Genomic DNA, 21,908 nt, shown 5'->3' with positions numbered 1-21,908 from the left:
TCAGCCGGCTCGTCGCATAAGGGCCAGGAGCGATCCGTCCAGCGCGCTGCCGATCGACACCCGCCGGTTGCCCATCGCCGCCTTGGCCGAGATCACTGAGACCAGCCGCGGCGCGCGGCCCGGCCGCATCTCGAACACCGGCGAGCCCGAGGCGCCGAAATCGACCCGGCAGGACATCACCAGCGTCTGGCTCTGCCGCGCCAGCACCTGGCAGGCGGATTGCAGGTTCGGCCGCGTGGCATGGGTGTAAGAGTAAGACATCACCCCCACGGTATCGCCGCGCTCGGCGCCGCCCGCGGTGGCGAAAGGCTGGATCTGGTTGCGGCTGATCGGCCGCGCCAGCCGCAGCACCGCCAGATCGCTGCCGGTCTCGTTCAGACCGGGGCGCCCGTGCCGGTATTGCGGATGCAGCACCGCTTTGTCGACCTGGCGCGCAGCCTTGGCCTGGCGTCCGCGCAGGCCCGCCTCAAACCGGATGGTCTGCGGATTGACCCGCGCGCCGGTCTGCGGGTCGAACAGGCAGTGCGCCGCGGTCAGCACCAGGTTGGGCGCCACCAGCGCCCCGGTGCACATGTTACGGCCGGAAATGTTGAGGCGGCCCACCGCCTCCCATCCGCGCATTTGCTTGGCGCCGGACTGCGTATCACCCGCAGCCGCGCCGCCCGGCATGCCCAAGGTCAGGCACGCTGCGATCACAGCAATCAGTTGTTTCATTGTCCACTCCAATTTCCCACACCGGCAAGGTCGTTCAGGGGTGCGGCTGGAATGAGGCCCGAACCGGCCGGGCCACGTCGAAAAGATGGACGGAATGTGGCAGTATTAACAAATCCTTAATCCCCCCGGTTCTGTAAGCCTCAGTATCGCAAAAAATCGGCAAAAACGGGGGATATTCCCGCCCGACTCGCGTTAACTTCTCTTAAACAATTGTAAAATTGGCGAAATATGCAGCCCTGCGATGGGCGTTTTTTACCGCTGCGGGCCTGCCGGTGCCCGCCCGGCGCGGGATTCGCCCCGCGGCGGCCGGGACATCTCCGGCAAAAGGCTGCCGCGACGGAAAATACAGCTTTCTGAAATGTGGTGCCGCGCCCGTTAACATCCGAGGCCGCCGCTGCGGCAACGGCGGGCAGCGTAAAAGCTCTGCTGCGCCGTGCTTTCAGGCCGCCGGCGCCCGCAGCCCCGCCTGCAGCCGCGGCTGGCCGCGGTAACTTCCGGCGCACGCAAACTATCGCAAAAAGTTAGGTGCGTTAACTGGCCGAAAATCCCTTTGTAGTTGATTGGCCGCTATCACGACCATCACCGCATCCGCCAGGATTCCGATCCTCCGGCCGGGTGCCTCCCTGCCGGAGGTTCCATTGAAACTTCATACTTCCCTCACACTGGGCCAGAAGCTGCCGATCCTGATCATAGGTTCGGCGCTGCTGCTGACCGTGGTGCTGATCTCCATCAGCACCGCCTATTTCCGCCGCAGCGTCCTGCACGATACCGAGGTGTTCCTCAGTTCCCTGGTGCGCGACCGCGAGCTGGCGCTCAACACCTATCTGGAAGGGGTCGGCGCCGATATCGCCACCGTGGCCGCTATGCCTTCCACTGCCAGCGCTCTGCAATGGATGGCGATGACCTGGGACGGGATCGAGGGCGAGGCAGGTGACGTGCTGCGCAAGGCCTATATCGACGACAACCCCAACTTGCCGGGCGAAAAGCACCTCTTGGCGCGCGGCGCGGGCGATCTCCCCTACCATATGCATCACGCCCGCTATCACGGGGCCTTCCGCGCGGTGCTGGACCGGATGGGATTCTATGATGCCTTCCTGATCAACCCAGCGGGGGAGGTCATCTATTCGGTGTCCAAGGAAGCCGACTTCGGCACCAGCCTGACCACCGGCCCCTACAGCGGCTCCGGCCTGGCGAAAGCCTTCCAGGCCGCCGCGAATGGCGAGCCGGGGGTGGAATATTACTCCGATCTGTCACCCTATGCCCCCAGCAACGGCGCCCCGGCCGCCTTCACCGCCATCCAGGTCGCTAATGACAAGGGCGAATACCTCGGCGTTCTGGCGCTGCAGATCCCGATCGAGCAGATCTCCCGCCTGATCACCAACCTCGGCGAGCGGACCAGGACGCTGGATGTCTACCTGGCCGGACCCGACATGCGAGCGCGCACCGCCTCCCGTTTCAACGACCGCCACGCCGTGCTGCAGGAACTGCCCCGGCTGCCGCAGATCGGCTCCGCCTTCAATACCGACCACACCCAGCTCTACCAGCAGGTGCCCGGGGCCGGCGGCAGCCAGGTGGTCGCGGCCTCCGGCCCTGTGCGCTTCCGCAACCTGCACTGGGCAGTGGTGGCCGAACAGGACATGAGCGAGGTGATGGAGCCCGCGGTCAAGCAACAGCGCACGATGATCGCCATCGCGGCCGTCTGCGCCCTAATCGTCTCCTTCTTCGGCTGGCTCTTTGCCCGCACTGTCACCCGTCCGCTGAACCGGATCTGCAAGAACATGGAGGCGGTCTCCTCCGGCGCGCTCGACACCGCGGTGCCCGACGCGGCCCGCGGCGACGAGATCGGCAAGATCGGCCAGACGCTGGTCAGCATGCAGGACGATCTGCGCCAGGCCCGCGAGGCCGAGGAAGCGCGCGCCGATCAGCAGCGGGAGCAGCAGATGGTGGTGGAAAACCTCTCCTCCGGGCTGGTCCGGCTGGCAGGCGGCGACCTCACGAAAGCCATCACCACGCCGTTCCCGCAGGATCACGAGCAGCTGCGCCATGACTTCAACCTCACGGTGGAAACTCTGAACGGTGTCGTGAAGGAAGTGGTCGGCGCCTCTGCCAGCATCCGCAACGGCGCCGCCGAGATCAGCCAGGCCTCGGACGACCTGTCGAACCGCACCGAAAGCCAGGCCGCGACGCTGGAAGAAACCGCCGCTGCGCTGGACGAGCTGACGGCCAGCGTCAAGTCCGCCGCCGAGGGGGCCCGTTCGGTTGAAGCGACCATGGGGGAGGCCAAGGCCGAGGCGGAGACCAGCGGCGAGATTGTGCAGAATGCGGTCGCGGCAATGACGGAGATCGAGCAATCGTCGAAACATATCTCGCAGATCATCAGCGTGATCGACGACATCGCCTTCCAGACCAACCTGCTTGCCCTGAACGCAGGGGTCGAGGCCGCGCGCGCGGGCGAGGCGGGCAAGGGCTTCGCCGTCGTCGCAAGCGAGGTGCGTGCGCTGGCGCAGCGATCGTCCGATGCGGCAATGGAGATCAAGACGCTGATCGGCGACAGCTCGAAACAGGTGGAGCGCGGCGTCGATCTTGTCGGCAAGACCGGCGAGGCGCTGCAAAGCATCGTCGCCCAGGTCAGCCATATCTCGCAGCTGGTGTCCGGCATCGCCGAAGGCGCTGCCGAGCAGTCCACCGGTTTGGGAGAGATCAACACCGGCATGTCCCAGCTGGACCAAGTGACCCAGCAGAACGCGGCCATGGTGGAACAGTCGACTGCGGCCGGCCACTTGCTGAACAGCGATGCCAGCAAGCTGGCCGAGCTGGTGGCGCATTTCCGGGTCGGCGGCGAGGAGGCTGCGGCAGCGCCTTCGCAGAACCGGCCGCCTGCGCCGCGCGCGGCGGCGCCCACCGCTCATGGCGGCGGCGACTGGGAGGTAGAGGCCCGCCCGGCTCCGGCCCGGCCGGCCGCCAGCGCCAGCGCCGTTGCTGCCGCCAGCGCCGCTGCGGCAGCCAAGGGCAATGCCGCCCGCGACGTCTGGCAGGATTTCTGACCCCCACTCCGGAGGCGCCGCCGCCTTCGGACACCTCCCCCCCGGAGGGTTCGCGCATCGCCGCCTGCCGCGGCGGTGCGCGGCGTCTGTCTGCCATCCGGATGCCGTCCCGCCGGTGTCCGGCCCGCTCCTGGGGCTCGACGCTGCCAAGAACGATCCGCCGCGCCCGCCCGGCGCCGCGGCGGACCAGGTGCCTGCCGGGCGGGGCGGTCTGAGGCGGCAGCGTTCTGTTGCGCCGCGCGGAAAACCCGGCGCCGGCGCCGGAGCCGATGCCCCGGGAAAAGCGGCCCGGCCCCTTTCGGCAAATACCTAAAATCCGCCACAATTGCCCGGTCCGCGGCAACAGCCTGTTAAGGCGATCCGGGCTTTATGGCGGAAGTCGATCCAGAAGGGATTTTGCCATGCTCTACACCTCCTCCTCCTCCGCCATTCATGCCAGCGGCGCCCCCGCTGCCCCGCCGCCGCCGCCGCTGCCGGAGCGCCAGCGCGGCCGTCTGCCCGGCGCCATTCTGCCCGGCCCTCTCCTGCCCGCGCCGCTGCCACTGGCGGCAGAGCGCGCAGCAAGCGCCAGCGCCTCCGGGCGCCTCGGGCAGGCGCTGATGCCGGGCTGTGGAGATTCCGCCTTGCGGTTGCACTGAACCCTTGCGGGCCTTGGTGAAATTCGCCATCACGGGCAGATGACGCCTCAGATCCGTGCCCTCCTCGTTCATCTGCTGACCGCCACCGGCGCGGTCTTTGCGATGCTGGCCATGCTGGCCGCCGCCGAAGCCAAGTGGAGCCTGATGTTCGTCTGGCTGGTGGTGGCCTTTGCCGTTGACGGGGTGGACGGGCCGCTGGCGCGCCATTGCCACGTGAAACGCTACGCCCCGCAGTTCGACGGGGTGCTCTTGGACCTGATCATCGACTATCTGACCTATGTCTTCATCCCCGCCTTTGCCCTGTTCCAGTCCGGGCTAATGGCGGGCTGGAGCGGGTGGGCCGCGATTATCGTGATCACCTTTGGCAGCGCGATGTATTTTGCCGACACGCGGATGAAGACCAAGGACAACTCCTTCTCCGGCTTTCCCGGCTGCTGGAACATGCTGGTGCTGGTGATCTTTGCCCTGCAGCCCAGCCATTGGACCAGCCTGGCGCTGGTCACGCTGCTGGCTATCGCGATGTTCCTGCCCTTGAAGTTCATCCACCCTGTGCGCACCAAGCGCTGGCGGCGGCTGTCACTGCCCCTGGCGCTGGCCTGGACCTTCTTTGCGGGCTGGGCGGCCTGGGTCGATTTTGCCGTGCCGGGCTGGGTGCATTGGGGTCTGGTGCTGACCTCGATCTACCTGCTGTTTGTCGGCATCGCGCAGCAGATCGTGCCGCCTCGGCGCTGAGCTGCGCGGCGGATGCCGCCGGCGAAGTTTCAAGGGGCGTTGCCCCTCTGCGCCTTTGGCGCATTCACCCCAGGGTATTTTTCGGTCAGAAAGTGGCGGCTGAGGCCCGGGGCTCCCCCTGCCGGGTGAACCCTCTTCTAAAGCATAGGCGGATGACCGCCTGGGCCGTGCCGCTATTCGGGCGGGGGCGGGGCGCATCGTCAAGACTTCGCTAACCTTGACCAAAGGGGACGCGAAAGGACAACGCAATGACGGTCATCGGGGCGGGCGGTTTCGAATATGCGCAGACAGCCGCGCGGCAGGAACAGCTTCAGGAGGCGGCGGATGTGGCGGCGCCGCTGCAGCAGGGCAAAAGCCAGGGGCTGGCCCGGGCGCTGGCGCGGAAAGCGGCGCTCAACGCGGATCCCGCGGCCGCCCCGCGCCGGCAGGCGGGCGGCAGCGCGCCTGCCGCCCCGGGGCCGCAGAGCACTGCCGCCGGCGCGCCCGGCGGCATGGCGCAGTTCTTCATGGACCTCGCTTCCGGCACCCAGGCCGGTCCGAAACCGGCCAGCGCGCTGGCGGCGGAGGCCGCCTACCAGGCGGCTCGCAGGGCCATGGGCTGAGGCCTGGCCGCGCCTATTGCAGCTGCGCCCAAAACAGCTCCAGATGCCGGGTCATGATCGCTTCGAAGCGGCCGCTGCCGCGCAGGCGCTTGAGGCCCGCGTTGATCCGGTAGAGATGCGCCGTGCCGCGCCAGTGGCGCTTGGAAATCACCACATGCAGCCCTTCTTCGGACAGGGGCCGCTCCAGCGGCAGCACCTCGCCGCGCAGCCCTTGTTCCACGATGGTATTGGCGCCGAGAAACAGGTTCACCGCCGCGGCATCTGCCTCCCCCGCCGCCACCATGCGGAAGCAGTCGGCGGGCGTTTCCGGCTGCACGAGGGTAATCTTGCCCGCGCTAAGCCAGCGCCGGCCTTCGCGGTCGAGATCGTGGGTGTAGTAGCCCGCCGGGCGGCACAGGGTCTTGCCTTCGGCGTCCTTGTCCCGGGTGAAGACAAAGCCGCTGTCTGCGCGCACGAACAGCATCACCGGCATCTTCATCACCGGATCGGAGAAGTGGAAGCCATCGCAGCGGGCATCCTCCGGTTGAGCCGCGCAGTCGGGCTTGAGCCAGGGGAAGCCCATGTCGAACGTTTTGTCATCGAGCAGAGGGAACAGGTGGCGCGACCAGTCATCCTCCCAGCTGATCGAATAGCTGACCGGAGCGGGGGCAAGCTCCAGCGCCGCGTTGACCAGCTCGGTCACCAGCCCCTGCCCCGGCAGCGCGCGGCCGGTGAAGGGCGCGTAGTTGCCGCCGGTGAGCAGGGTCAGCTCCGCCTTGTCCTGCCGCAGGGGCGTTGCATCCGGAGCGCTGGCACGCTCCGGACAGGGGATGAACAACTGCTGCCCGGGCTCGGCTGTGGCGCCCGCAAGCCCGGGCTGGTTGCGGTAGTAGATCATCGTCCAGCGGCTGCGGTCGCCGTAATGCGCTTCGGCAATGGAGAACAGCGTGTCGCCGGGCTGCGCCACGTAACCCACATCGCAGAGCGCCCAGGCCGAGGCGGGCGCCAGCGCCAGGCCCGCCGCGAGCCGCAGGATCAGGAAAAGCCGTTTCAGCATGCCAGTCTCCTCAGAACCCGGCCCAGATCCGGGCCATGTGGCCGTCGATGATGGCCTGGTAGCTGCCGTCCGCCTGGATCGCACGGAGGCCGCGGTTGAACATTGCCAGCAGCTCCTGCGCGCGCGGATGCGACTTGTGCACCACCGCATAGATCCCCAGCACCGACAGAGGCTGCGGCAGCACGGTGAATTGCGCTTCCAGCCCGTGTTCCTGCATCACGCTGCGGCCGGTGAATTCGTTGACCGCCACCGCATCGGCCTCGCCGCGCGCGACCATGTCGAAACACTCCTTCACCTTGTGCGGCTGCTTCAGGGTGATCTTGTTCTCCGTGATCCAGCGCCGCCCGCGCTCTTCGAGGTCGAAGGTCAGATAGCCGGTGGGCCGGCACAGCACCTTGCCCTCCATGTCGGCGTCCTCCTCAAAGGCGAAGGGCCGGTCCTTGGCGGCAAACAGCAGCATCAGGGTTTCGAACATCGGCTCGGAGAAATGGAAGTTCTGGCAGCGGTAGGCCTCGGGCATGGTTTCGCAATCGGGCCTGTACCAGGGGAAGCCCGCATCCAGCAGCGCGTTCGCCAACAGAGGGTCGAAGTGCGAGGCCCAGTCGTTCACCCAGTGGATCGCGTAGCCCTCCTGCGGGGCCGCTTTGATCATCGCCGCATTCACCACATCGGTGATCAGCCCGCCGTTATGCGCGGCCTTGGAGGTAAAGGGGGCGTAGTCGTCGCCGGTCAGCAGGTTGATCCTGCCGCGCACCGCTGCGTGGCCGGGCTGCACTTTGACCGGCACTGCCTTGGCCCGGGTGGCCGCGGTCTGCTTGCCGTCCGCCATCCCCAGCGGCAAACCGTTCAGGCAGGCAAGCGACAGTTTCATGCCCACCCGGATGGCGCCCGGCCTGGGGCCGATCTTCTCGATGTTGCGGTTGTGGATGGCGCTCCACATGCCGGCATCCTTGTAGAGCCGGTCGGCAATCACCGAGAGGCTGTCGTCCTTCTGCACGGTATAGGTGCCGCCGCAGCGGTCAGCGGCGGCGGGGGCTGCCGCCAGCGTGAACAGGCTGAGGGCGGCGGCGGCAATGCGGTTCTTCATGGGGTCTCCCCGGAACTGAGGCGGCTGGCAGCGGAGACCGCGGCCTGCGCCCGTAAAAAATTTCATGGATTCAATGGGTTTGGCCCGTCCCGCCGATGGCGGTAGCGGGGCGCATCCGGGCGGCGGCGGGCTCAGCGGCTGGTGAACAGCGCCAGCAGCGTCGCGGTATCGACCTGCCCATCGGCGCCGATCAGCACCGCGGGCACACTGACCTCGTCCGCGGCATAGGCGGCGTTCACCATGCGGTCGATATAGGTCTGCGACTGACCCTGCGCCGCTGCGGTAGCGACCATGCGGTAGAGCGGCGAGCCATTCTCCAAAGGCGCGGGCGGCGCGGCGGCGGCAGGCTGCGGCCCGGCCGATCGCGGCGTGCGCAGCGCGGCCAGCGTGCCTGCTGTGATCCGTGCGACCAGTGCATCGCCCGCCTGTTCCGGCGCCGAGGCGGCCGCCTGCGGGGCACCCGGGGTTCCGGAGGGCGGCACGAGATACGCCAGCGCGCCCGCCGCGAACATCAGGACCGCGGCGGCAAGGACCAGTCTCTGAAGGGCGCGGCCCGGGGCGGCTGAACCGTCAGCATCGCACGGGCGCTCCGTTGCATTGGCGCCCTGCCCTGCTGCGGCTTGCTCTCCCTGCGGCGCGGAGGCCGCCAGTCCGATCCTGATGTTGCCGGGCGCCGAAACCGCCTCGATCCGCAGCCCGGACCTGCCGCCTGCCGACGGCTTTTCCCGTATGGATTGTATCGCCTTCCGTGGCACCGCCATCAATTCTCCCCCCCGCAATATCGTCCCGCTGAAAAAAACACACCTAAAGATCTGCAAAAATTAACAGCTTGTTAACCAAATCCGCCAAAGGCGTCAATATCTTGAGGGGCTTTGCCGTTCCGATAACAGAACATGAAGCAAAATTCCCGGCTCTGAGCGTTGAGCCAGCGCAAAAAAAACAACGCCCGGCGGTTCATCCGGGCGTTGTATCAGTCTTTCAAAGGCGCGGATCTCAGCCCAGTGCGCTGTCGCAACGGCCGCAGACGCCCGGGTGCTTGTGGTCTCCCACGTCCGGCAGGATCTTCCAGCAGCGCTGGCACTTGTCCCCCTCGGCCTTCTCGAACACCACGGTGACGCCATCGACCTCGGGCATGCGGAAGGCTTCGGCCGGGGCCGGGTCATTGGTCAGCACGATGTCCGAGGTGATGCAGACGTCGGAGAAATTCACCGACTTCAGCGCCGCCAGCACCTCCTTCTCGCGCACATGCACCACCGGAGCGGCCTCCAGCGAGGCGCCGATCACCTTGCCGCTGCGCTGCACCTCCAGCGCCGCGGTGACCACGCGGCGGGCCTGGCGGATCTTCGACCACTTGGCGGCCAGATCGGCGTTCAGCCACTGGGAGGGGGTTTCCGGGATGTCCTGCAGGTGCACCGAGCTGTCCTCGCCCGGGTAGCGCTCCAGCCAGACCTCCTCCATGGTGAAGACCAAGACCGGCGCAAGCCAGGTGGTCAGCCGGTGGAACAGGATGTCCAGCACGGTGCGCGCGGCGCGGGCGTTCAGGGTCTCGCCATCGCAGTAGAGCGCATCCTTGCGGATGTCGAAGTAGAAGGACGACAGGTCCACCGTGGCGAAGTTGAACACCGCCGAGAACACGCCCTGGAAGTCGAACTCGCGGTAGCCCTTGCACACCTTGGCGTCCAGCTCGGCCAGGCGGTGCAGCACCCAGCGCTCCAGCTCGGGCATGTCCGCGGGCGCCACCCGCTGCTCCTCGCGAAAGTCGCCGAGCGAGCCCAGCAGGAAGCGCATGGTGTTGCGCAGGCGCCGGTAGCTGTCGGCGGTGCCCTTCAGGATCTCCGCCCCGATCCGCTGGTCGGCGGTGTAATCTGTCTGCGCCACCCAGAGCCGCAGGATATCGGCGCCGTATTGCTTGACGACTTCCTCCGGCACGATGGTGTTGCCGAGCGACTTGGACATTTTCATGCCCTTCTCGTCCAGCGTGAAGCCGTGGGTCACCACGTTGCGGTAGGGCGCGCGCCCCTTGGTGCCGCAGGCCTGAAGCAGCGACGAGTGGAACCAGCCGCGGTGCTGGTCGGTGCCCTCCATGTAGACGTCCGCGATGCCGTCCTCGGTGCCGTCCTCTCGGTCGCGCAGCACGAAGGCATGGGTCGAGCCGCTATCGAACCACACGTCGAGCACGTCGAAGACCTGGTCGAAATCGTCCGGATCCACGATGCCATCGAGCACCCGCGCCTTGAAGCCGTCCTGGTACCAGACGTCGGCGCCGTGCTCCTCGAATTCCGCGACGATCCGCTTGTTCACGTCTTCATTGCGCAGCAGGAAGTCCTGGTCGGTCGGCAGCGCGCCCTTCTTGGTGAAGCAGGTCAGCGGCACGCCCCAGGCGCGCTGACGGGACAGCACCCAGTCGGGGCGGCTTTCGATCATCGAATGCAGGCGATTGCGGCCGGTCTGCGGCCACCACTTCACCAGCTCGTCGATCGAGCGCAGCGCGCGTTCGCGGATGCTGCTGCCCATCTCGCCCATGCCATCGTCCAGCTTGCGGTCGACGGAAGCAAACCACTGCGGCGTGTTGCGGTAGATCACCGGCGCCTTGGAACGCCAGGAATGCGGGTAGCTGTGCTTGATCTTGCCACGCGCGAGCAGCCCGCCAACCTCAACCAGCTTGTCGATCACCGCCGTGTTGGCATCGCCCTCGCCGCCCTTGCGGTTGAGGATATACTTGCCGCCAAAAAACGGCAGATCCTTGCGGAAGGAGCCGTCGTTCATCACATTGTAGGTGATCACCTGCTCCAGCATGCCAAGGCCGCGGTAGAGCTCGAATTCCTCCATGCCATGGCTGGGCGCGCAATGCACAAAGCCGGTGCCTTCGGTATCGGTGACGAAGTCCGCAGCGCGGAAATCGCGCAAGCCGTCCCACTCACCGTTGGAGCCTTCGGCATGGGCCAGCGGGTGCAGGAGCGACAGGCTCGACAGCTCGTCAGCGGAGACGCCGCGCAGGCGGGTGTAATGCTCCCCCTTCAGCCGCGCGCGCTTGAACACGCCTGCGGCCAGGTTGTCGGCCAGCAGGTAGCGCTCGCCTGCCTTGGCCCAGCACTCGTCGGGCGTGCCCGTCACCTCATAAAGCCCGTAGGAGATGTCCTCGCCGTAGACCACCGCTTTGTTCGAGGGCATGGTCCAGGGCGTGGTGGTCCAGATCACCACATGGGCTCCTTCCAGATCCTGCGCCACAATCGCCGAGTCGGCGCCGGCATAATCGGCGTCCTCGCCGTCTGCGGCGACAAAACCGCCCGCCTCGGCCACCTTGAACTTCACCCAGATGGTGAAGCTTTCCTTGTCGTGATACTCGACCTCAGCCTCAGCAAGGGCGGTCTTCTCGACCGGCGACCACATCACCGGCTTGGAGCCCTGGTAGAGCGTGCCGTTCATCAGGAACTTCATGAACTCATCCGCGATCACCGCTTCGGCATGATAGTCCATGGTGATGTAGGGATCGGCCCAGTTGCCGGTGATGCCGAGCCGCTTGAACTCTTCGCGCTGGATATCGATCCAGCCTTCGGCGAACTTGCGGCATTCGCGGCGGAAGTCGACCACGTTCACGTCGTCCTTGTTCTTGCCCTTCTTGCGGTACTGCTCCTCGATCTTCCATTCGATCGGCAGGCCATGGCAGTCCCAGCCGGGCACATAGCGCGCATCGTGGCCCATCATCTGGTGGCTGCGCACGATCATGTCCTTGATGGTCTTGTTCAGCGCGTGGCCGATGTGCAGGTGGCCGTTGGCATAAGGCGGGCCGTCATGCAGGGTGAAGGGCGTGCGTTCCGCGTCCGTGCCCTTGCCGGCGGCGGCCTTCTCGCGCAGCTTCTCATAGACGCCGATCTTGGCCCAGCGCTCCAGCCAGGCGGGTTCGCGCTTGGGCAGGCCTGCGCGCATCGGGAAATCGGTCTTGGGCAGGTTTAGCGTGTCTTTGTAATCAGGCGTCTGGGGCGTGTCGGCGCACATCGGGGGCGTCCTTTGGATAATCAAGGCTGGAAATTTGGATATTCGGTTCGGCGCGATGGCTCAAGCGCCTTTGCCCGGCGGCTCAACAGTTCAGAGCGCCGGGGATATAATTCGAATAATGATAGCCGAGAGCAAGAACATGAACCGCCTTATAGGCCGTGCCCGCACAAGGGTAAAGCGGCAGATGTGCCGCAGCTTGGCGCGGCGCCGCAGTTCGCCTGCGTGAACGCCTTTCCTGGAAACAAGACTGCCGCGGCCCCGCACAAGCAGGGCCGCGGCCTGTTTGCTGCCCGGCTAGTCCGTTCAGAAAATGAAATCGCCGGAGTCGACCAGATCAGTGCTGACATCCAGCAGCACGATTTTTGTGCTCCCGAATTCGATCCGGCTGGCCGAGCCGCCGCGGGCTTCTGCCACGGTGATGTCCTGGAAGCCGAGCCCAAGGCCGCTGAGATTGATCAGATCCATGCCGTCTTCGAAGCCGCTGACGGTATCCCGGCCTTCGCGCAGGTCGTTGTAGACGAACTCGTCCCAGCCGGCGCCGCCATCCAGCATGTCCCAGCCATTGCCGCCGGTCAGGAAATCATTGCCGGCATTCCCCCTGAGGTCATCGCGCCCGGCACCGCCGAGCAACGCATCATCGCCGGCCTTGCCCCGCAGCACGTCGTTGCCGTCATCCCCAAAGGCACTGTCGTCGCCCTTGCCGCCCTTCACGGTGTCATCGCCGTTGCCGCCGGACAGCCAGTCATTCCCGCTGTTGCCCTTCACCAGATCGCTGCCGTCGCCGCCGCGCAGCACGTCATTGCCGCGGCCGCCCGCAATATCATCGTCACCGCTCTCGCCATTCAGCCGGTCGGCGCCGCCGCCCGAGACGGTGTCGTCGCCCAGTCCAGCGTTCAGTTCATTGTCGCGTCTTCCGAAGCTGAAAGTGTCCGAGGCGATGTCCATCTGGTCTTAGAGGATATCCAGAGCCTGCCTGCGGTTTGTCGCCTCGATTTCACCCGCGGCCACAGGCAGGAGGCCGACAAAACCGTCCTGGCTGCCGTCAATCTCGCCATCCGTACCGGCGCCAAAGCCGGGGCCGACATTCTGCCCGTGCAGCACAATCTCGCGGAACTCCAGCGGCATCAGGTCCTCGGCGGTATAGTCGGTCCCTGAGACGGGGCTGAAGAAATTGCTGTCATCATCCAGCCGGTAATTCTGAATGAACGTCAGAATTACCGTTGCTGTCGGTCAGCGGCAAGGCGCCATCCCTGCCGACCAGCGGCAGCAGAATGTCGCCATAGGCGCCCAGCCCTTCCAGCACCTCGATAAAGCCGTCCACGTCGGCATCATCGCCAAGATCCGGCAGGCGGGCGTCCGACGGGTTCCCGTCGTCGTCGAATGTGCCATGCACATGCTGGGCATGCCGCACGTCCGGCGTCAGCCCTTCGGCAGCGATGGAGATATTGAGGTAGCGTGTTCCGTCATCTTCGGTGTTCACCGCCAGCACCGCCGAGCCGGTTATGCCGGAATTGTTCATCGCCGCCAGATCGACCGACCAGAACGCGTCGGCGCCGCGCAGGAATGTGTCAAAGGAGCCGAAACTCGATGCCAAATGGACCATGGTATTTCTCCTGATTTCCGCTTTCGATCCCTTAGTCACGAGTCGGGCTCCGCAAAAGTTTCACTATAAGTTAATAAATTTTGAGTGATGCAAAGCAGCAGAAGGCGCCCGCCGCATAAGCTCGCCCGGCCTCTTTCGCTTCGCTGCACTTCCGCCTATTTGTCACCCTGTCCCAGCAGACCGGAGCAGGTGATGGCCCAGACCGAAACGCAAAACCCGCTGGCGCGGTTCGACATCACGGGCGAAGAGATCTCCCGCGTGGTTGCTGTATTCTACGCCCGCGTGCGCACGCATCCGGTGCTGGGGCCGGTGTTTGCCGCCCATGTGGAGGACTGGCCGGAGCATGAGGAGAAAATCGCCCGCTTCTGGCGCAATGCGATCCTGCGGGAGAAGAGCTACAGCGGCAATCCGATGCGCGCGCATGTGACCCGGACGGATGTGCAGGCGGAACATTTCCCGCTCTGGCTCGGCCTGTTCCACGAGGTGCTGCGGGCCGAGCTGCCCGAGCATACCGCGCTGCAATGGGGCGCGCTGGCGGACCGGATCGGAGAGGGATTCCGCACCGGCATCGTGGCAATGCGCCAGCCCAAGGACGCACCGCCCAAGCTGTTCTGATCCCGCCGCAACCGGCGCCCTCCCGCGCCCGCGGGTGCCCGGCTGCGCCGGGATCCCTTGCGGGTTTGGGCCGTGCTCGGGCTGCGCCCGAGCCTGGGGCGCGTGTGGTTATTTGTCTTTGGAAAACAGGCCGGTGAGCGCGCGCTGCACCACGCGGCGGGTGCTGGGCCTCATGGCGCGGGAAAACGGCATCGGGCGGCAGACTTCCATCGCGGCGATGCCGACCCGGGCCGAGAGCGCGCCGTTTACCAGCCCTTCCCCGAAGCGGCGGGAGAACTTGGCGGCGACGGAGCCGCCCAGCACCGGTTCCAGCAGGTCGTCGCCCGCCGCCACCGCGCCGGTGGCCGCCAGATGCGCGAGCACCGCGCGGGTGAGACGCCAGGCACTGAAGAAGCCGGGCCGTCCGCCGTAGATCGCCGCCACCCGGCGGATCATCCGCAGGGAGGACACGAGCGCTGCCAGCACATCGGCCAGCGCCATCGGCACCAGCGCGGTGACCGCTGCCACCTGCCGCGCCGCGGCTTCTACCTCACGCAGGGCGGCGGTATCCAACGGCGCCAGCAGTTCGGCCTCGGCGAGCTGCAACAGCGCGTCGGCATCCATTACCTCGGCCTTGTGCTCGTCCAGGCGGGCACGCTGCCAGGAGAGGCCGGCGCGGCCTGCGTAATGCGCCTCAAGCGCGGCGGTGAAGCGGCGGGCGGAGGCAAGGTCGCTGACCTCCGCCGCCTGATGCCGCAGCGCATCCACCCGCTTCAGGCGCGACAGCGCCGCGAGTTCGCGCAGAACCAGCATAAGGCCAAGCAGCAGCAGCAGCCCCAGCGCCGCGCTGACTGCCCAGCCCAGCACCGGCACGCGGTCCACAAGGCCGGTTGCAAAGTCCCAGGCCGCGACCGAGACCATCGCCGCGATCAGCGCCCCCAGCAGCCCCCAGAACCAGCGGCTGAGCCGCGAGGGCCTGCGGGCGGCGAGCCGGGCGGCCTGCTCCATGGCGGGCGGTAGCGCCTCGCCTGCGAGCGCGCCTTCGGGATCGGGCACGGGCGCGGCCTCGGCCACCGGGGGAGCACTTCTGGCGTCCTCGGCGTCGAGGTCGAAGAGGACCGGTTTCTTGCTCATGCCGCGGCCTCCCGCAGGATCCCGCGGGCCGCACGCCACTCATAGGCGATGTCGGGCAGCGCCTCGGCATTGCCGGAGCCGTCCCCCTGGCTGGTCTGCACGAAGCCCTGCCGGCGGTAGAAGGCGCGGGCACGGGAGTTGGCGGCGAAGGTGCGCAGCCTGAGCCGGGGTGTTGCGGATTTGGCGGCGCTCAGGAGCGCCGCGCCAACGCCCAGGCCACGGGCGCTTGCAGCCACGTAAAGCGCGCAGAGCTCCGCGCCGTCGCGGGCAGAAAAGCCCAGCACGCGGCGGCCGCGCGCGGCCACGGTGACCCAGCCGCGGTCGATCATCACGCCGCAGAAGGAGATCGTCTCGGCGCTGGAGTAGAGATCGGGCATCCAAGGCGTCTCGGCCTGGAAGGCGTGCAGGATCTCTCCGGTGGCGCCGGCATCGAGCGCGGTGGCGCGGCGCAGGGTCACGGGGCCCGGTTTGACGGTGATTTTGCGCATTACAGCACGTCTCCGAACAGGAATTCAGCGGCGCGGTCGAGCCTGATGTGCGGCGGGCCGCTGCCGGGTTTCAGGGTCAGAGGCGCCGGTGCGAAGGCCATCGCCTGATACTCGCCGTCGAGCCAGCGCGCAGCACCCTCGCGGGCGGGCGCGAGCAGCCGGGCCGGGTCCTCCGGCAGCGCGCCGGGGTAGAAGGCGGCCTGGCGTCCGGTCTCCAGAAGGGTGCCGCGCACACAGGGCAGCTCGCCGCCCTGATGCGGGCGCATTTCCTCGGTTGTAGTGCGCAGGGACGCCATCGCCAGCGCCGCGGTCTTAGCCCCGGCAAAGCGGGCGCGGTCGCGGGCCTCCCGGGTGAGCGCCTCGATGATGGCGGTCATCTGCGGGTGCTGGGCGTGGTGCAGGTGGTCGGCCTTTGTGGCCGCAAAGAGGATTTTCTCCACCCGCTTGCCGCCCATCAGCCGGGTCAGAAAACGGTTGCGGCCGGGGCGGAAGGCCGAAAGAATGTCGCCCATCGCGTGGCGCAGATCCTCCACCGCCTGCGGGCCGGAGTGGATTGCAGAAAGCGAATCGACCAGCACCACCTGGCGGTCGATGCGGGCGAAATGGTCGCGGAAGAAGGGTTTCACCACCTTTGCCTTATAGGCTTCGAAGCGGCGCTCCATCTCGCGCCAGAGGCTGCTGCGCGCCGCGCCGTCAATGGGCGGCAGCGGCGCGAAGGTGAGCACGGGCGAGCCTTCGAGATCACCGGGCAGCAGGAAGCGGCCCGGGGTGCAATCGTAGAAACCGGCGGCGCGGGCGGCGTGGAGGTAGTTGGTGAAGGCGGCCGCAAGGGCCTGCGCGCGCGGCTCGTCCCTTGGGGCGGCGGGATCGGTCTGGCGCTGCTCGGCCAGGAAGGCCTGGGCCTCGGGGCGGGCTTCGATGCGGGTGAGCACTTCGGTGGACCATCCGGCGTAGCTCTTGTCCAGCAGCGCGAGGTCCAGGAGCCATTCGCCGGGGTAGTCGACGATATCCAGGTGCAGCGTGCGCAGCCCCTGCAAGCCCGACAGAAGCCCCGCGGGCCGCACCCGCAAGCTGAGGCGCAGCTCGGAGACCGCGCGGGTGCTGTCCGGCCAATGGGGCGACGGCCCGGTCAGCGCCGCGAGGTGGTTTTCATAGTCGAAGCGGGGCACGGTGTCGTCGGGCTGGGGCTGCAGGAAGGCGGCCTCGATCCGCCCCTCCCGTGCGGCGGCCAGTTGCAGCATGCGGCCGCGCTCCAGCATATTGGCGACGAGCGACGTGATGAAGACGGTCTTGCCCGAGCGCGCCAGCCCGGTGACGCCCAGCCGCAGGGGCCGGTCGAACAGCGCCGAGGAGACGCTGCTGGAGAGGCTCTCCACACCGCTTAGCACCCCGTCTGCAAGGGAGGTAATCACCACGTCTCCGGCCCCGCTCTGCCCGTTGTTGTTCGGGTCAAGATAGGCAGAGGGGCGCCGGGATGCCACCCAAGCCGCCGCTGCCATTGCGGAAATGCGGCGAAGCGCGGCCTGGGGCACACAGGGGCACGCCCGCCGGGCGCTGGCGGCGCACCGGGAGGCTTGCCCCGGCCGCAGCGGCGCGGTACTTGCCCCGCCATGCCGCGTTTTGCTCTCAAAGTCGAATATCACGGGAAGCCTTTTGCCGGCTGGCAGAGGCAGAAGGACCAGCCCTCAGTGCAGGGGACGATCGAGGCGGCGCTTGCGCGGCTCGAACCCGGCGCGCACACCATTGCCGCCGCCGGGCGCACCGATACCGGCGTGCATGCGCTGGGTCAGGTGGCGCATTGCGACCTGCGCAAAGAGTGGGACCCGTTCCGCCTGTCGGAGGCGCTGAACTATCACCTGAAACCGGCGCCGGTGGCAATCGTCGCCTGCGCGCGGGTCGAGGATGACTGGCACGCGCGGTTCTCGGCCGTCGAGCGACAGTATCTCTTCCGCATCCTGATCCGCCGCGCGCCTGCCACCCATGACGCAGGTCAGGTCTGGCAGCTTGGCCATGAGCTGGACGCCGCGGCCATGCAGGAAGGGGCTGACATGCTGCTGGGCAACCATGATTTCACCACCTTCCGCTCGTCGATCTGCCAGGCGGCGAGTGCTGTGAAGACGCTGGATGAGCTGCGGGTGGAGCGGACCGCGGGGCTGTCGGGTCCGGAGATCCATTTCCACGTGCGCGCCCGCAGCTTCCTGCACAATCAGGTGCGCAGCTTTGTCGGCACGCTGGAACGGGTCGGCGCCGGGGCGTGGAGCCCTGAGGACGTGAGATCCGCGCTGGAGGCGCGCGACCGCGCTGCCTGCGGACCGGTCTGCCCGGGGCATGGGCTGTACCTCGCCCGGGTCGGCTATCCGGAAGATCCCTTCGCCTGAACGGCTGCCCGGCCGGGCGGGCGGCTGTCTGTTCGCGGCCGCCCTGCCCTGTTAGATCTTCTCCTGCGTGTGCTTGCGCAGCTCGGCCCTGGCGACCTGGCGGCGGTGCACAGCGTCGGGGCCGTCGGCGAGGCGCAGGGTGCGGACGTGGGTCCAGGCGCGCGCCAGCGGCGTGTCCTGCGAGATGCCCTGGCCGCCGTGCATCTGCACCGCCTCGTCGATCACCTTGAGCGCCACCTGCGGCGCCACCACCTTGATCTTGCTGATCCACGGCGCGGCGGCGCGGGCGTCGCCCTGATCCATGTACCAGGCGGCCTTGAGGCACAGGAGCCGGGCCATCTCGATCTCCATCCGGCATTCGGCGATGATGTCGTAATTGGCGCCCAGCCCCGCGAGCGGCTTGCCGAAAGCCTCGCGCGCGAGGGACCGCCTGCACATCAGCACCAGCGCCGCCTCCGCCTGGCCGATGGCGCGCATGCAGTGGTGGATGCGGCCGGGGCCGAGGCGGCCCTGGGCGATCTCGAAACCGCGGCCCTCGCCCAGGAGCAGGTATCCGGCCGGCACCCGCACATCGGTGAAACGCACGTGCATGTGGCCGTGCGGCGCGTCGTCGTCACCGTAGACCTGCATCGGACGCAGCACCTCGATCCCCGGCGTGCCAGCGGGGACCACGATCATCGAATGGCGCTGGTGCTTGGGCTGGTCGTCTCCGCCAGTGCGGACCATCACGATATAAACCTTGCAGCGGGGGTCTCCCGCGCCGGAGGCCCACCATTTCTCGCCGTTCAAGACGTAATGATCGCCGTCGCGCACGCAGGACATCGCCACGTTGGTGGCGTCCGAGGAGGCGGCATCCGGTTCGGTCATCAGGTAGGCGGAGCGGATCTCCCCCTCCAGCAGCGGTGCCAGCCACTCGCGTTTCATCGCATCGGTGCCGTAGCGCTCGAAAACCTCCATGTTGCCTGTGTCGGGTGCCGAGCAGTTGAAGACCTCTGCCCCCAGTGGCGTCTTGCCCATCTCCTCGGCGAAGCAGGCATACTCCACTGTGGTGAGGCCCTGGCCGCGGGCGCTGTCCGTCAGCCAGAAGTTCCACAGGCCCTGTTCCTTGGCGCGCGCCTTCAGGCCTTCTAGGATCTCCGCCTGCCGGGGGGTGTATTGCCAGCGGTCGCCCTTGCCGATCTCGGCGTGGTATTCGGCCTCAAGCGGCATGATCTCGTCGCGCACCATCGCCGCAACGCGGTCCAAAAGGGCGCGGGTCTCCTCCCGCATGCCGAAGTTCATGTCCATGTCCGCTGCCTCCCCAACCGCTTTGCGCTTTGGCTGAAAGCATGGCTTAGTCGCAGCGCGGCTGTCCAGCCGGGTGACGGAACGTAACCGGCGGCGGCCAAGGGACAGAACAAGGGAGGGAGGCGGCAATGGCGCTCTTGATCAGTATCGGGCACGCGGGCTGGTACAGCGAGGAGGAACTGGCAGCCGAGCTCCGCAAGCTGGCGCCGGGGGCGGATATCCGGCCTGCCTCCGCGCCCGGCAACCTGGAAGAGATCACCATGCTTGCGGTCTCCTCGCTCAAGGACGACCTGCCCGCGCGGTTGCCCGGCCTCAAGCTGGTGCAGAAACTGGGCGCCGGGGTGGAGACCATCGTGGCGCATCCGGACCTGCCCGCGCATGTGCGCGTCGCCCGGCTGAAGCCCGAGGAGCCGGCGCGGGAGATTGCGGAGTATTGCCTCGCCTACATCCTGCGGGCGCAGCGCAACATGGCCCGTCATGAGGCGGCGCAGGCGCGCACCGAATGGGACCCGGTGGCGCCGAAGCGGGCGGCAGAAACCTCGGTGGGGGTGCTGGGATTGGGCCATATCGGCGGCCTGTGCGCGCGGCTGATGCGCGGCATGGGGTTCCGGGTCGAGGGCTGGAGCCGCTCGCCCAAGGAGATCGAAGGCGTGACCTGCCACCACGGGGCCAGGGCGCTGCCGGAGATGCTGGGACGCTGCGATTATGTCTGCGCGATCCTGCCCTCAACGGCTGAAACGCGGGGGATGTTCGGCGCGGAACTGCTGGCGGCGATGAAGCCGGGTGCGACGCTGATCAACGCGGGGCGCGGCGATTTGATGGACGAGGCGGCATTGCTGCGCGCGCTTGACGCGGGCCGCCCCGGCGCGGCAGTGCTGGACGTGCTGAGCCGGGAGCCGCTGCCCGCGGACGACCCGCTCTGGGCGCATCCGGCGGTGACCATCACGCCGCATGTCTCCGGCTGGCACCTGGGCGATGCGCTGGGGGATGTAGTGGAGAACCTGCGCCGCCTGCAATCGGGCGAAGCGCTGCTGCACGAGGTCGACCGCGCGCGCGGCTATTGAGCCGACCCTCGCTTCTTCTGGCCAAAATATCCCCGCCGGAGGCACCGCGAAGCGGTTTACAACGCCTGCGGCCGGGCGGTGAGCCGCGCATCGGCGGTGCGTGCGGAGGCGAGCCGAACGGAAGTGACTGGCAGTTTATCCCTGCCAAGTCCGCACGTCCTCTCCAGGACACGTCCAGCCTCAGCCAGATCGCCGCCGCGTGGGGGCGCGCCGGCGATCCGCGGCGGCCTTCGGCCTTGTCCCGCGCGGTGCGGCACAGGACCGGCTCAGGCGCGGTAATCCGGGTTTTCGTAGTCGAAGCGGCAGCCTGCCTTCCAGGCGGTACGGTCGTTGCCCTCCTTCGGGTAGCCGCCCGCATCGCGCAGCATCGCCGCGAGGTGCAGGAGGTTCCAGGTCATGATCGTGGTGTTGCGCTGAGTGAACTCGTTCTCGAAACCCGCGGGCTTGCCGTCCACCTCGTCGCCATAGGAGGGCCCCGGCCCGGCCTCGCCGATCCAGCCGCAATCGGCCTGCGGTGGAATGGTGTAACCCAGGTGTCCGAGCGCGTAGCAGATCGTCATCGCGGTGTGCTTGATGCCGTCCTCGTTGCCGGTGATCACGCAGCCGCCAACCCTGCCGTAGTAGACCGACTGCCCCTTATCGTTCAGTTCGCCGCTCATGCCATACAGCCGCTCAATCAGCACCCGGCAGACCGAGCTTTCCTCGCCCAGCCAAAGCGGCGTGCCGATCACCAGGATCTGCGCCGCCTTCACCTTGTCCCAGATCGCGGGCCAGTCGTCGCGCTCCCAGCCTTGTTCGGTCATGTCCGGGTAGACACCGGGCGGCACCTGGTGGTCGAGCATGTGCAGATGCTCCACCGCGGCGCCGTTCTTCTCCATGATTTTGGCGGAGGCATTCATCAGGAGCCGGGTGTGGCTCTGGCTGCCGTCCTTTTTCAGAGATGTGTTGATGAACAGGGCCTTGAGCCCGCTGAAATCCGCCATGATCCGCCTCCTGTTGGGCGCGGGATGCTCCGCGCCGCCTGCAAGCTAGCGCGGCGGCGGCGGGAAACAGGGCGGATGGCGGTTTTGTGATCGCGCCCGCGCGCCGCGGGGCTGCGGCGCGCGGGCGCCGGTCTTCAGCTGATCCGGGCTTCAGCTGATGAAGTCCTTGTAGCCCGCCTCATCCATGTAATCGTCCATCGGCGACAGGTCGGAGGGTTTGATCTTGAAGAACCAGGCCGCGCCTTCGGGGTCTTCGTTCACTTTTCCGGGATCATCGGCCAGCGCCTCGTTCACCTCGACGATCTCGCCATCGAGCGGGGCCAGGATGTCGGAGGCCGCCTTCACCGATTCGATCACCACGATCTCGTCGTCCTTGGAGACCTCGGTGCCCGCCTCGGGCAGCTCGATGAAGACCACATCGCCCAGCTGCTCGGCCGCATGGGCAGTGATGCCGACGGTGATGAGGTCGCCCTCGGGCTGGAGCCACTCGTGTTCCTCGGTGTATTTCATGGTGATCTTCCCTTTTGC

20 protein-coding genes are annotated in these 21,908 nt (G+C 67.3%); 6 read left to right on the top strand and 14 right to left on the bottom strand.

Features of this window, described 5'->3' with window-relative positions:
* Positions 1–714: a trypsin-like serine peptidase gene (locus ACOHX0_RS11000; RefSeq protein ID WP_420676729.1), complete on the bottom strand. Its 714-nt coding sequence runs from the start codon at positions 712–714 to the stop codon at positions 1–3.
* A gap of 638 nt (positions 715–1,352) precedes the next feature.
* On the opposite strand from ACOHX0_RS11000, the gene ACOHX0_RS10995 reads away from it, so the two are divergent.
* From ACOHX0_RS10995 to ACOHX0_RS10985, 3 genes are all read left to right on the top strand, one after another.
* A complete protein-coding gene (locus ACOHX0_RS10995) occupies positions 1,353–3,758 on the top strand; it encodes a methyl-accepting chemotaxis protein (protein ID WP_420676728.1) in 2,406 nt (801 codons plus the stop codon).
* Between the two features lie 677 nt (positions 3,759–4,435).
* Complete coding sequence (locus ACOHX0_RS10990) at positions 4,436–5,128, top strand: CDP-alcohol phosphatidyltransferase family protein (RefSeq protein ID WP_420676727.1); 693 nt, start codon at positions 4,436–4,438, stop codon at positions 5,126–5,128.
* Between the two features lie 248 nt (positions 5,129–5,376).
* Positions 5,377–5,730, top strand: a complete 354-nt coding sequence (locus ACOHX0_RS10985; protein WP_420676726.1) for a hypothetical protein — start codon at positions 5,377–5,379, stop codon at positions 5,728–5,730.
* A gap of 13 nt (positions 5,731–5,743) precedes the next feature.
* On the opposite strand, the gene ACOHX0_RS10980 is transcribed toward ACOHX0_RS10985, so the two are convergent.
* The 7 genes from ACOHX0_RS10980 to ACOHX0_RS10950 form a co-directional block, all read right to left on the bottom strand.
* Complete coding sequence (locus ACOHX0_RS10980) at positions 5,744–6,766, bottom strand: LysM peptidoglycan-binding domain-containing protein (RefSeq protein ID WP_420676725.1); 1,023 nt, start codon at positions 6,764–6,766, stop codon at positions 5,744–5,746.
* 10 nt (positions 6,767–6,776) lie between these two features.
* A complete protein-coding gene (locus ACOHX0_RS10975) occupies positions 6,777–7,853 on the bottom strand; it encodes a peptidoglycan-binding protein LysM (RefSeq protein ID WP_420676724.1) in 1,077 nt (358 codons plus the stop codon).
* Between the two features lie 131 nt (positions 7,854–7,984).
* Positions 7,985–8,614, bottom strand: a complete 630-nt coding sequence (locus ACOHX0_RS10970; protein WP_420676723.1) for a hypothetical protein — start codon at positions 8,612–8,614, stop codon at positions 7,985–7,987.
* A 232-nt stretch (positions 8,615–8,846) separates the two neighbouring features.
* Positions 8,847–11,849, bottom strand: a complete 3,003-nt coding sequence (gene ileS / locus ACOHX0_RS10965) for an isoleucine--tRNA ligase (RefSeq protein ID WP_420676722.1) — start codon at positions 11,847–11,849, stop codon at positions 8,847–8,849.
* A gap of 303 nt (positions 11,850–12,152) precedes the next feature.
* Positions 12,153–12,794 carry a calcium-binding protein gene (locus ACOHX0_RS10960; RefSeq protein WP_420676721.1) on the bottom strand — a complete coding sequence of 214 codons (642 nt, stop codon included), beginning with the start codon at positions 12,792–12,794 and terminating at the stop codon, positions 12,153–12,155.
* Positions 12,795–12,800: 6 nt separating this feature from the next.
* Positions 12,801–12,974: a hypothetical protein gene (locus ACOHX0_RS10955; RefSeq protein ID WP_420676720.1), complete on the bottom strand. Its 174-nt coding sequence runs from the start codon at positions 12,972–12,974 to the stop codon at positions 12,801–12,803.
* A gap of 55 nt (positions 12,975–13,029) precedes the next feature.
* Positions 13,030–13,452: a hypothetical protein gene (locus ACOHX0_RS10950; protein WP_420676719.1), complete on the bottom strand. Its 423-nt coding sequence runs from the start codon at positions 13,450–13,452 to the stop codon at positions 13,030–13,032.
* A gap of 192 nt (positions 13,453–13,644) precedes the next feature.
* Here ACOHX0_RS10950 and ACOHX0_RS10945 point away from each other — a divergent pair, with 192 nt between their 5' ends.
* Positions 13,645–14,067, top strand: a complete 423-nt coding sequence (locus ACOHX0_RS10945; RefSeq protein WP_420676718.1) for a group III truncated hemoglobin — start codon at positions 13,645–13,647, stop codon at positions 14,065–14,067.
* A gap of 108 nt (positions 14,068–14,175) precedes the next feature.
* Here the strand turns inward: ACOHX0_RS10945 and ACOHX0_RS10940 are convergent, their stop codons facing one another.
* Genes ACOHX0_RS10940 through ACOHX0_RS10930 form a run of 3 tightly spaced genes read right to left on the bottom strand, consistent with a single transcriptional unit; the run spans position 14,176 to position 17,083 of the window.
* The gene (locus ACOHX0_RS10940) at positions 14,176–15,180 is read right to left on the bottom strand and encodes a YcjF family protein (RefSeq protein ID WP_420676717.1); all 1,005 of its coding nucleotides are present in this window, start codon (positions 15,178–15,180) and stop codon (positions 14,176–14,178) included.
* Positions 15,177–15,668 (bottom strand): GNAT family N-acetyltransferase, encoded by a 492-nt coding sequence (locus tag ACOHX0_RS10935; RefSeq protein WP_420676716.1) that lies wholly within the window; start codon positions 15,666–15,668, stop codon positions 15,177–15,179. Before ACOHX0_RS10935 ends, ACOHX0_RS10940 begins: the two co-directional genes overlap by 4 nt.
* A complete protein-coding gene (locus tag ACOHX0_RS10930; protein WP_420676756.1) occupies positions 15,668–17,083 on the bottom strand; it encodes a YcjX family GTP-binding protein in 1,416 nt (471 codons plus the stop codon). Before ACOHX0_RS10930 ends, ACOHX0_RS10935 begins: the two co-directional genes overlap by 1 nt.
* Before the next feature lie 195 nt (positions 17,084–17,278).
* Here ACOHX0_RS10930 and truA point away from each other — a divergent pair, with 195 nt between their 5' ends.
* Complete coding sequence (truA, locus tag ACOHX0_RS10925; RefSeq protein WP_420676715.1) at positions 17,279–18,046, top strand: tRNA pseudouridine(38-40) synthase TruA; 768 nt, start codon at positions 17,279–17,281, stop codon at positions 18,044–18,046.
* A 51-nt stretch (positions 18,047–18,097) separates the two neighbouring features.
* Here the strand turns inward: truA and ACOHX0_RS10920 are convergent, their stop codons facing one another.
* Entirely contained in the window at positions 18,098–19,333 is a 1,236-nt protein-coding gene (locus ACOHX0_RS10920; protein WP_420676714.1) for an acyl-CoA dehydrogenase family protein, read from the bottom strand.
* Between the two features lie 128 nt (positions 19,334–19,461).
* On the opposite strand from ACOHX0_RS10920, the gene ACOHX0_RS10915 reads away from it, so the two are divergent.
* The gene (locus ACOHX0_RS10915) at positions 19,462–20,397 is read left to right on the top strand and encodes a 2-hydroxyacid dehydrogenase (protein WP_420676713.1); all 936 of its coding nucleotides are present in this window, start codon (positions 19,462–19,464) and stop codon (positions 20,395–20,397) included.
* A 266-nt stretch (positions 20,398–20,663) separates the two neighbouring features.
* Here the strand turns inward: ACOHX0_RS10915 and ACOHX0_RS10910 are convergent, their stop codons facing one another.
* Both ACOHX0_RS10910 and gcvH read right to left on the bottom strand, forming a co-directional pair.
* The gene (locus tag ACOHX0_RS10910) at positions 20,664–21,380 is read right to left on the bottom strand and encodes a flavodoxin family protein (RefSeq protein ID WP_420676712.1); all 717 of its coding nucleotides are present in this window, start codon (positions 21,378–21,380) and stop codon (positions 20,664–20,666) included.
* 150 nt (positions 21,381–21,530) lie between these two features.
* A complete protein-coding gene (gene gcvH, locus ACOHX0_RS10905; RefSeq protein WP_420676711.1) occupies positions 21,531–21,890 on the bottom strand; it encodes a glycine cleavage system protein GcvH in 360 nt (119 codons plus the stop codon).
* Positions 21,891–21,908: the final 18 nt, after the last annotated feature.

This window comes from Cribrihabitans pelagius (assembly GCF_048820915.1).
Lineage (GTDB): Bacteria > Pseudomonadota > Alphaproteobacteria > Rhodobacterales > Rhodobacteraceae > Cribrihabitans_A > Cribrihabitans_A pelagius.
The sequence above is the reverse complement of the archived record's forward strand: the minus strand, read 5'-3'. Positions and strand labels throughout refer to the sequence as shown.

What these genes read in the sequence shown, in the direction of transcription:
- ACOHX0_RS10975 (WP_420676724.1), bottom strand. Translation starts at nt 7,853, where the DNA reads ATGAAGAACCGCATTGCCGCCGCCGCCCTCAGCCTGTTCACGCTGGCG.
- ACOHX0_RS10910 (WP_420676712.1), bottom strand. Translation starts at nt 21,380, where the DNA reads ATGGCGGATTTCAGCGGGCTCAAGGCCCTGTTCATCAACACATCTCTG.
- truA (WP_420676715.1), top strand. Translation starts at nt 17,279, where the DNA reads ATGCCGCGTTTTGCTCTCAAAGTCGAATATCACGGGAAGCCTTTTGCC.
- ACOHX0_RS10915 (WP_420676713.1), top strand. Translation starts at nt 19,462, where the DNA reads ATGGCGCTCTTGATCAGTATCGGGCACGCGGGCTGGTACAGCGAGGAG.
- ACOHX0_RS10945 (WP_420676718.1), top strand. Translation starts at nt 13,645, where the DNA reads ATGGCCCAGACCGAAACGCAAAACCCGCTGGCGCGGTTCGACATCACG.
- ACOHX0_RS10960 (WP_420676721.1), bottom strand. Translation starts at nt 12,794, where the DNA reads ATGGACATCGCCTCGGACACTTTCAGCTTCGGAAGACGCGACAATGAA.
- ACOHX0_RS10950 (WP_420676719.1), bottom strand. Translation starts at nt 13,452, where the DNA reads ATGGTCCATTTGGCATCGAGTTTCGGCTCCTTTGACACATTCCTGCGC.
- ileS (WP_420676722.1), bottom strand. Translation starts at nt 11,849, where the DNA reads ATGTGCGCCGACACGCCCCAGACGCCTGATTACAAAGACACGCTAAAC.
- gcvH (WP_420676711.1), bottom strand. Translation starts at nt 21,890, where the DNA reads ATGAAATACACCGAGGAACACGAGTGGCTCCAGCCCGAGGGCGACCTC.
- ACOHX0_RS10990 (WP_420676727.1), top strand. Translation starts at nt 4,436, where the DNA reads ATGACGCCTCAGATCCGTGCCCTCCTCGTTCATCTGCTGACCGCCACC.
- ACOHX0_RS10940 (WP_420676717.1), bottom strand. Translation starts at nt 15,180, where the DNA reads ATGAGCAAGAAACCGGTCCTCTTCGACCTCGACGCCGAGGACGCCAGA.
- ACOHX0_RS10920 (WP_420676714.1), bottom strand. Translation starts at nt 19,333, where the DNA reads ATGGACATGAACTTCGGCATGCGGGAGGAGACCCGCGCCCTTTTGGAC.
- ACOHX0_RS10985 (WP_420676726.1), top strand. Translation starts at nt 5,377, where the DNA reads ATGACGGTCATCGGGGCGGGCGGTTTCGAATATGCGCAGACAGCCGCG.
- ACOHX0_RS10955 (WP_420676720.1), bottom strand. Translation starts at nt 12,974, where the DNA reads ATGCCGCTGGAGTTCCGCGAGATTGTGCTGCACGGGCAGAATGTCGGC.
- ACOHX0_RS10970 (WP_420676723.1), bottom strand. Translation starts at nt 8,614, where the DNA reads ATGGCGGTGCCACGGAAGGCGATACAATCCATACGGGAAAAGCCGTCG.
- ACOHX0_RS10980 (WP_420676725.1), bottom strand. Translation starts at nt 6,766, where the DNA reads ATGCTGAAACGGCTTTTCCTGATCCTGCGGCTCGCGGCGGGCCTGGCG.
- ACOHX0_RS10935 (WP_420676716.1), bottom strand. Translation starts at nt 15,668, where the DNA reads ATGCGCAAAATCACCGTCAAACCGGGCCCCGTGACCCTGCGCCGCGCC.
- ACOHX0_RS11000 (WP_420676729.1), bottom strand. Translation starts at nt 714, where the DNA reads ATGAAACAACTGATTGCTGTGATCGCAGCGTGCCTGACCTTGGGCATG.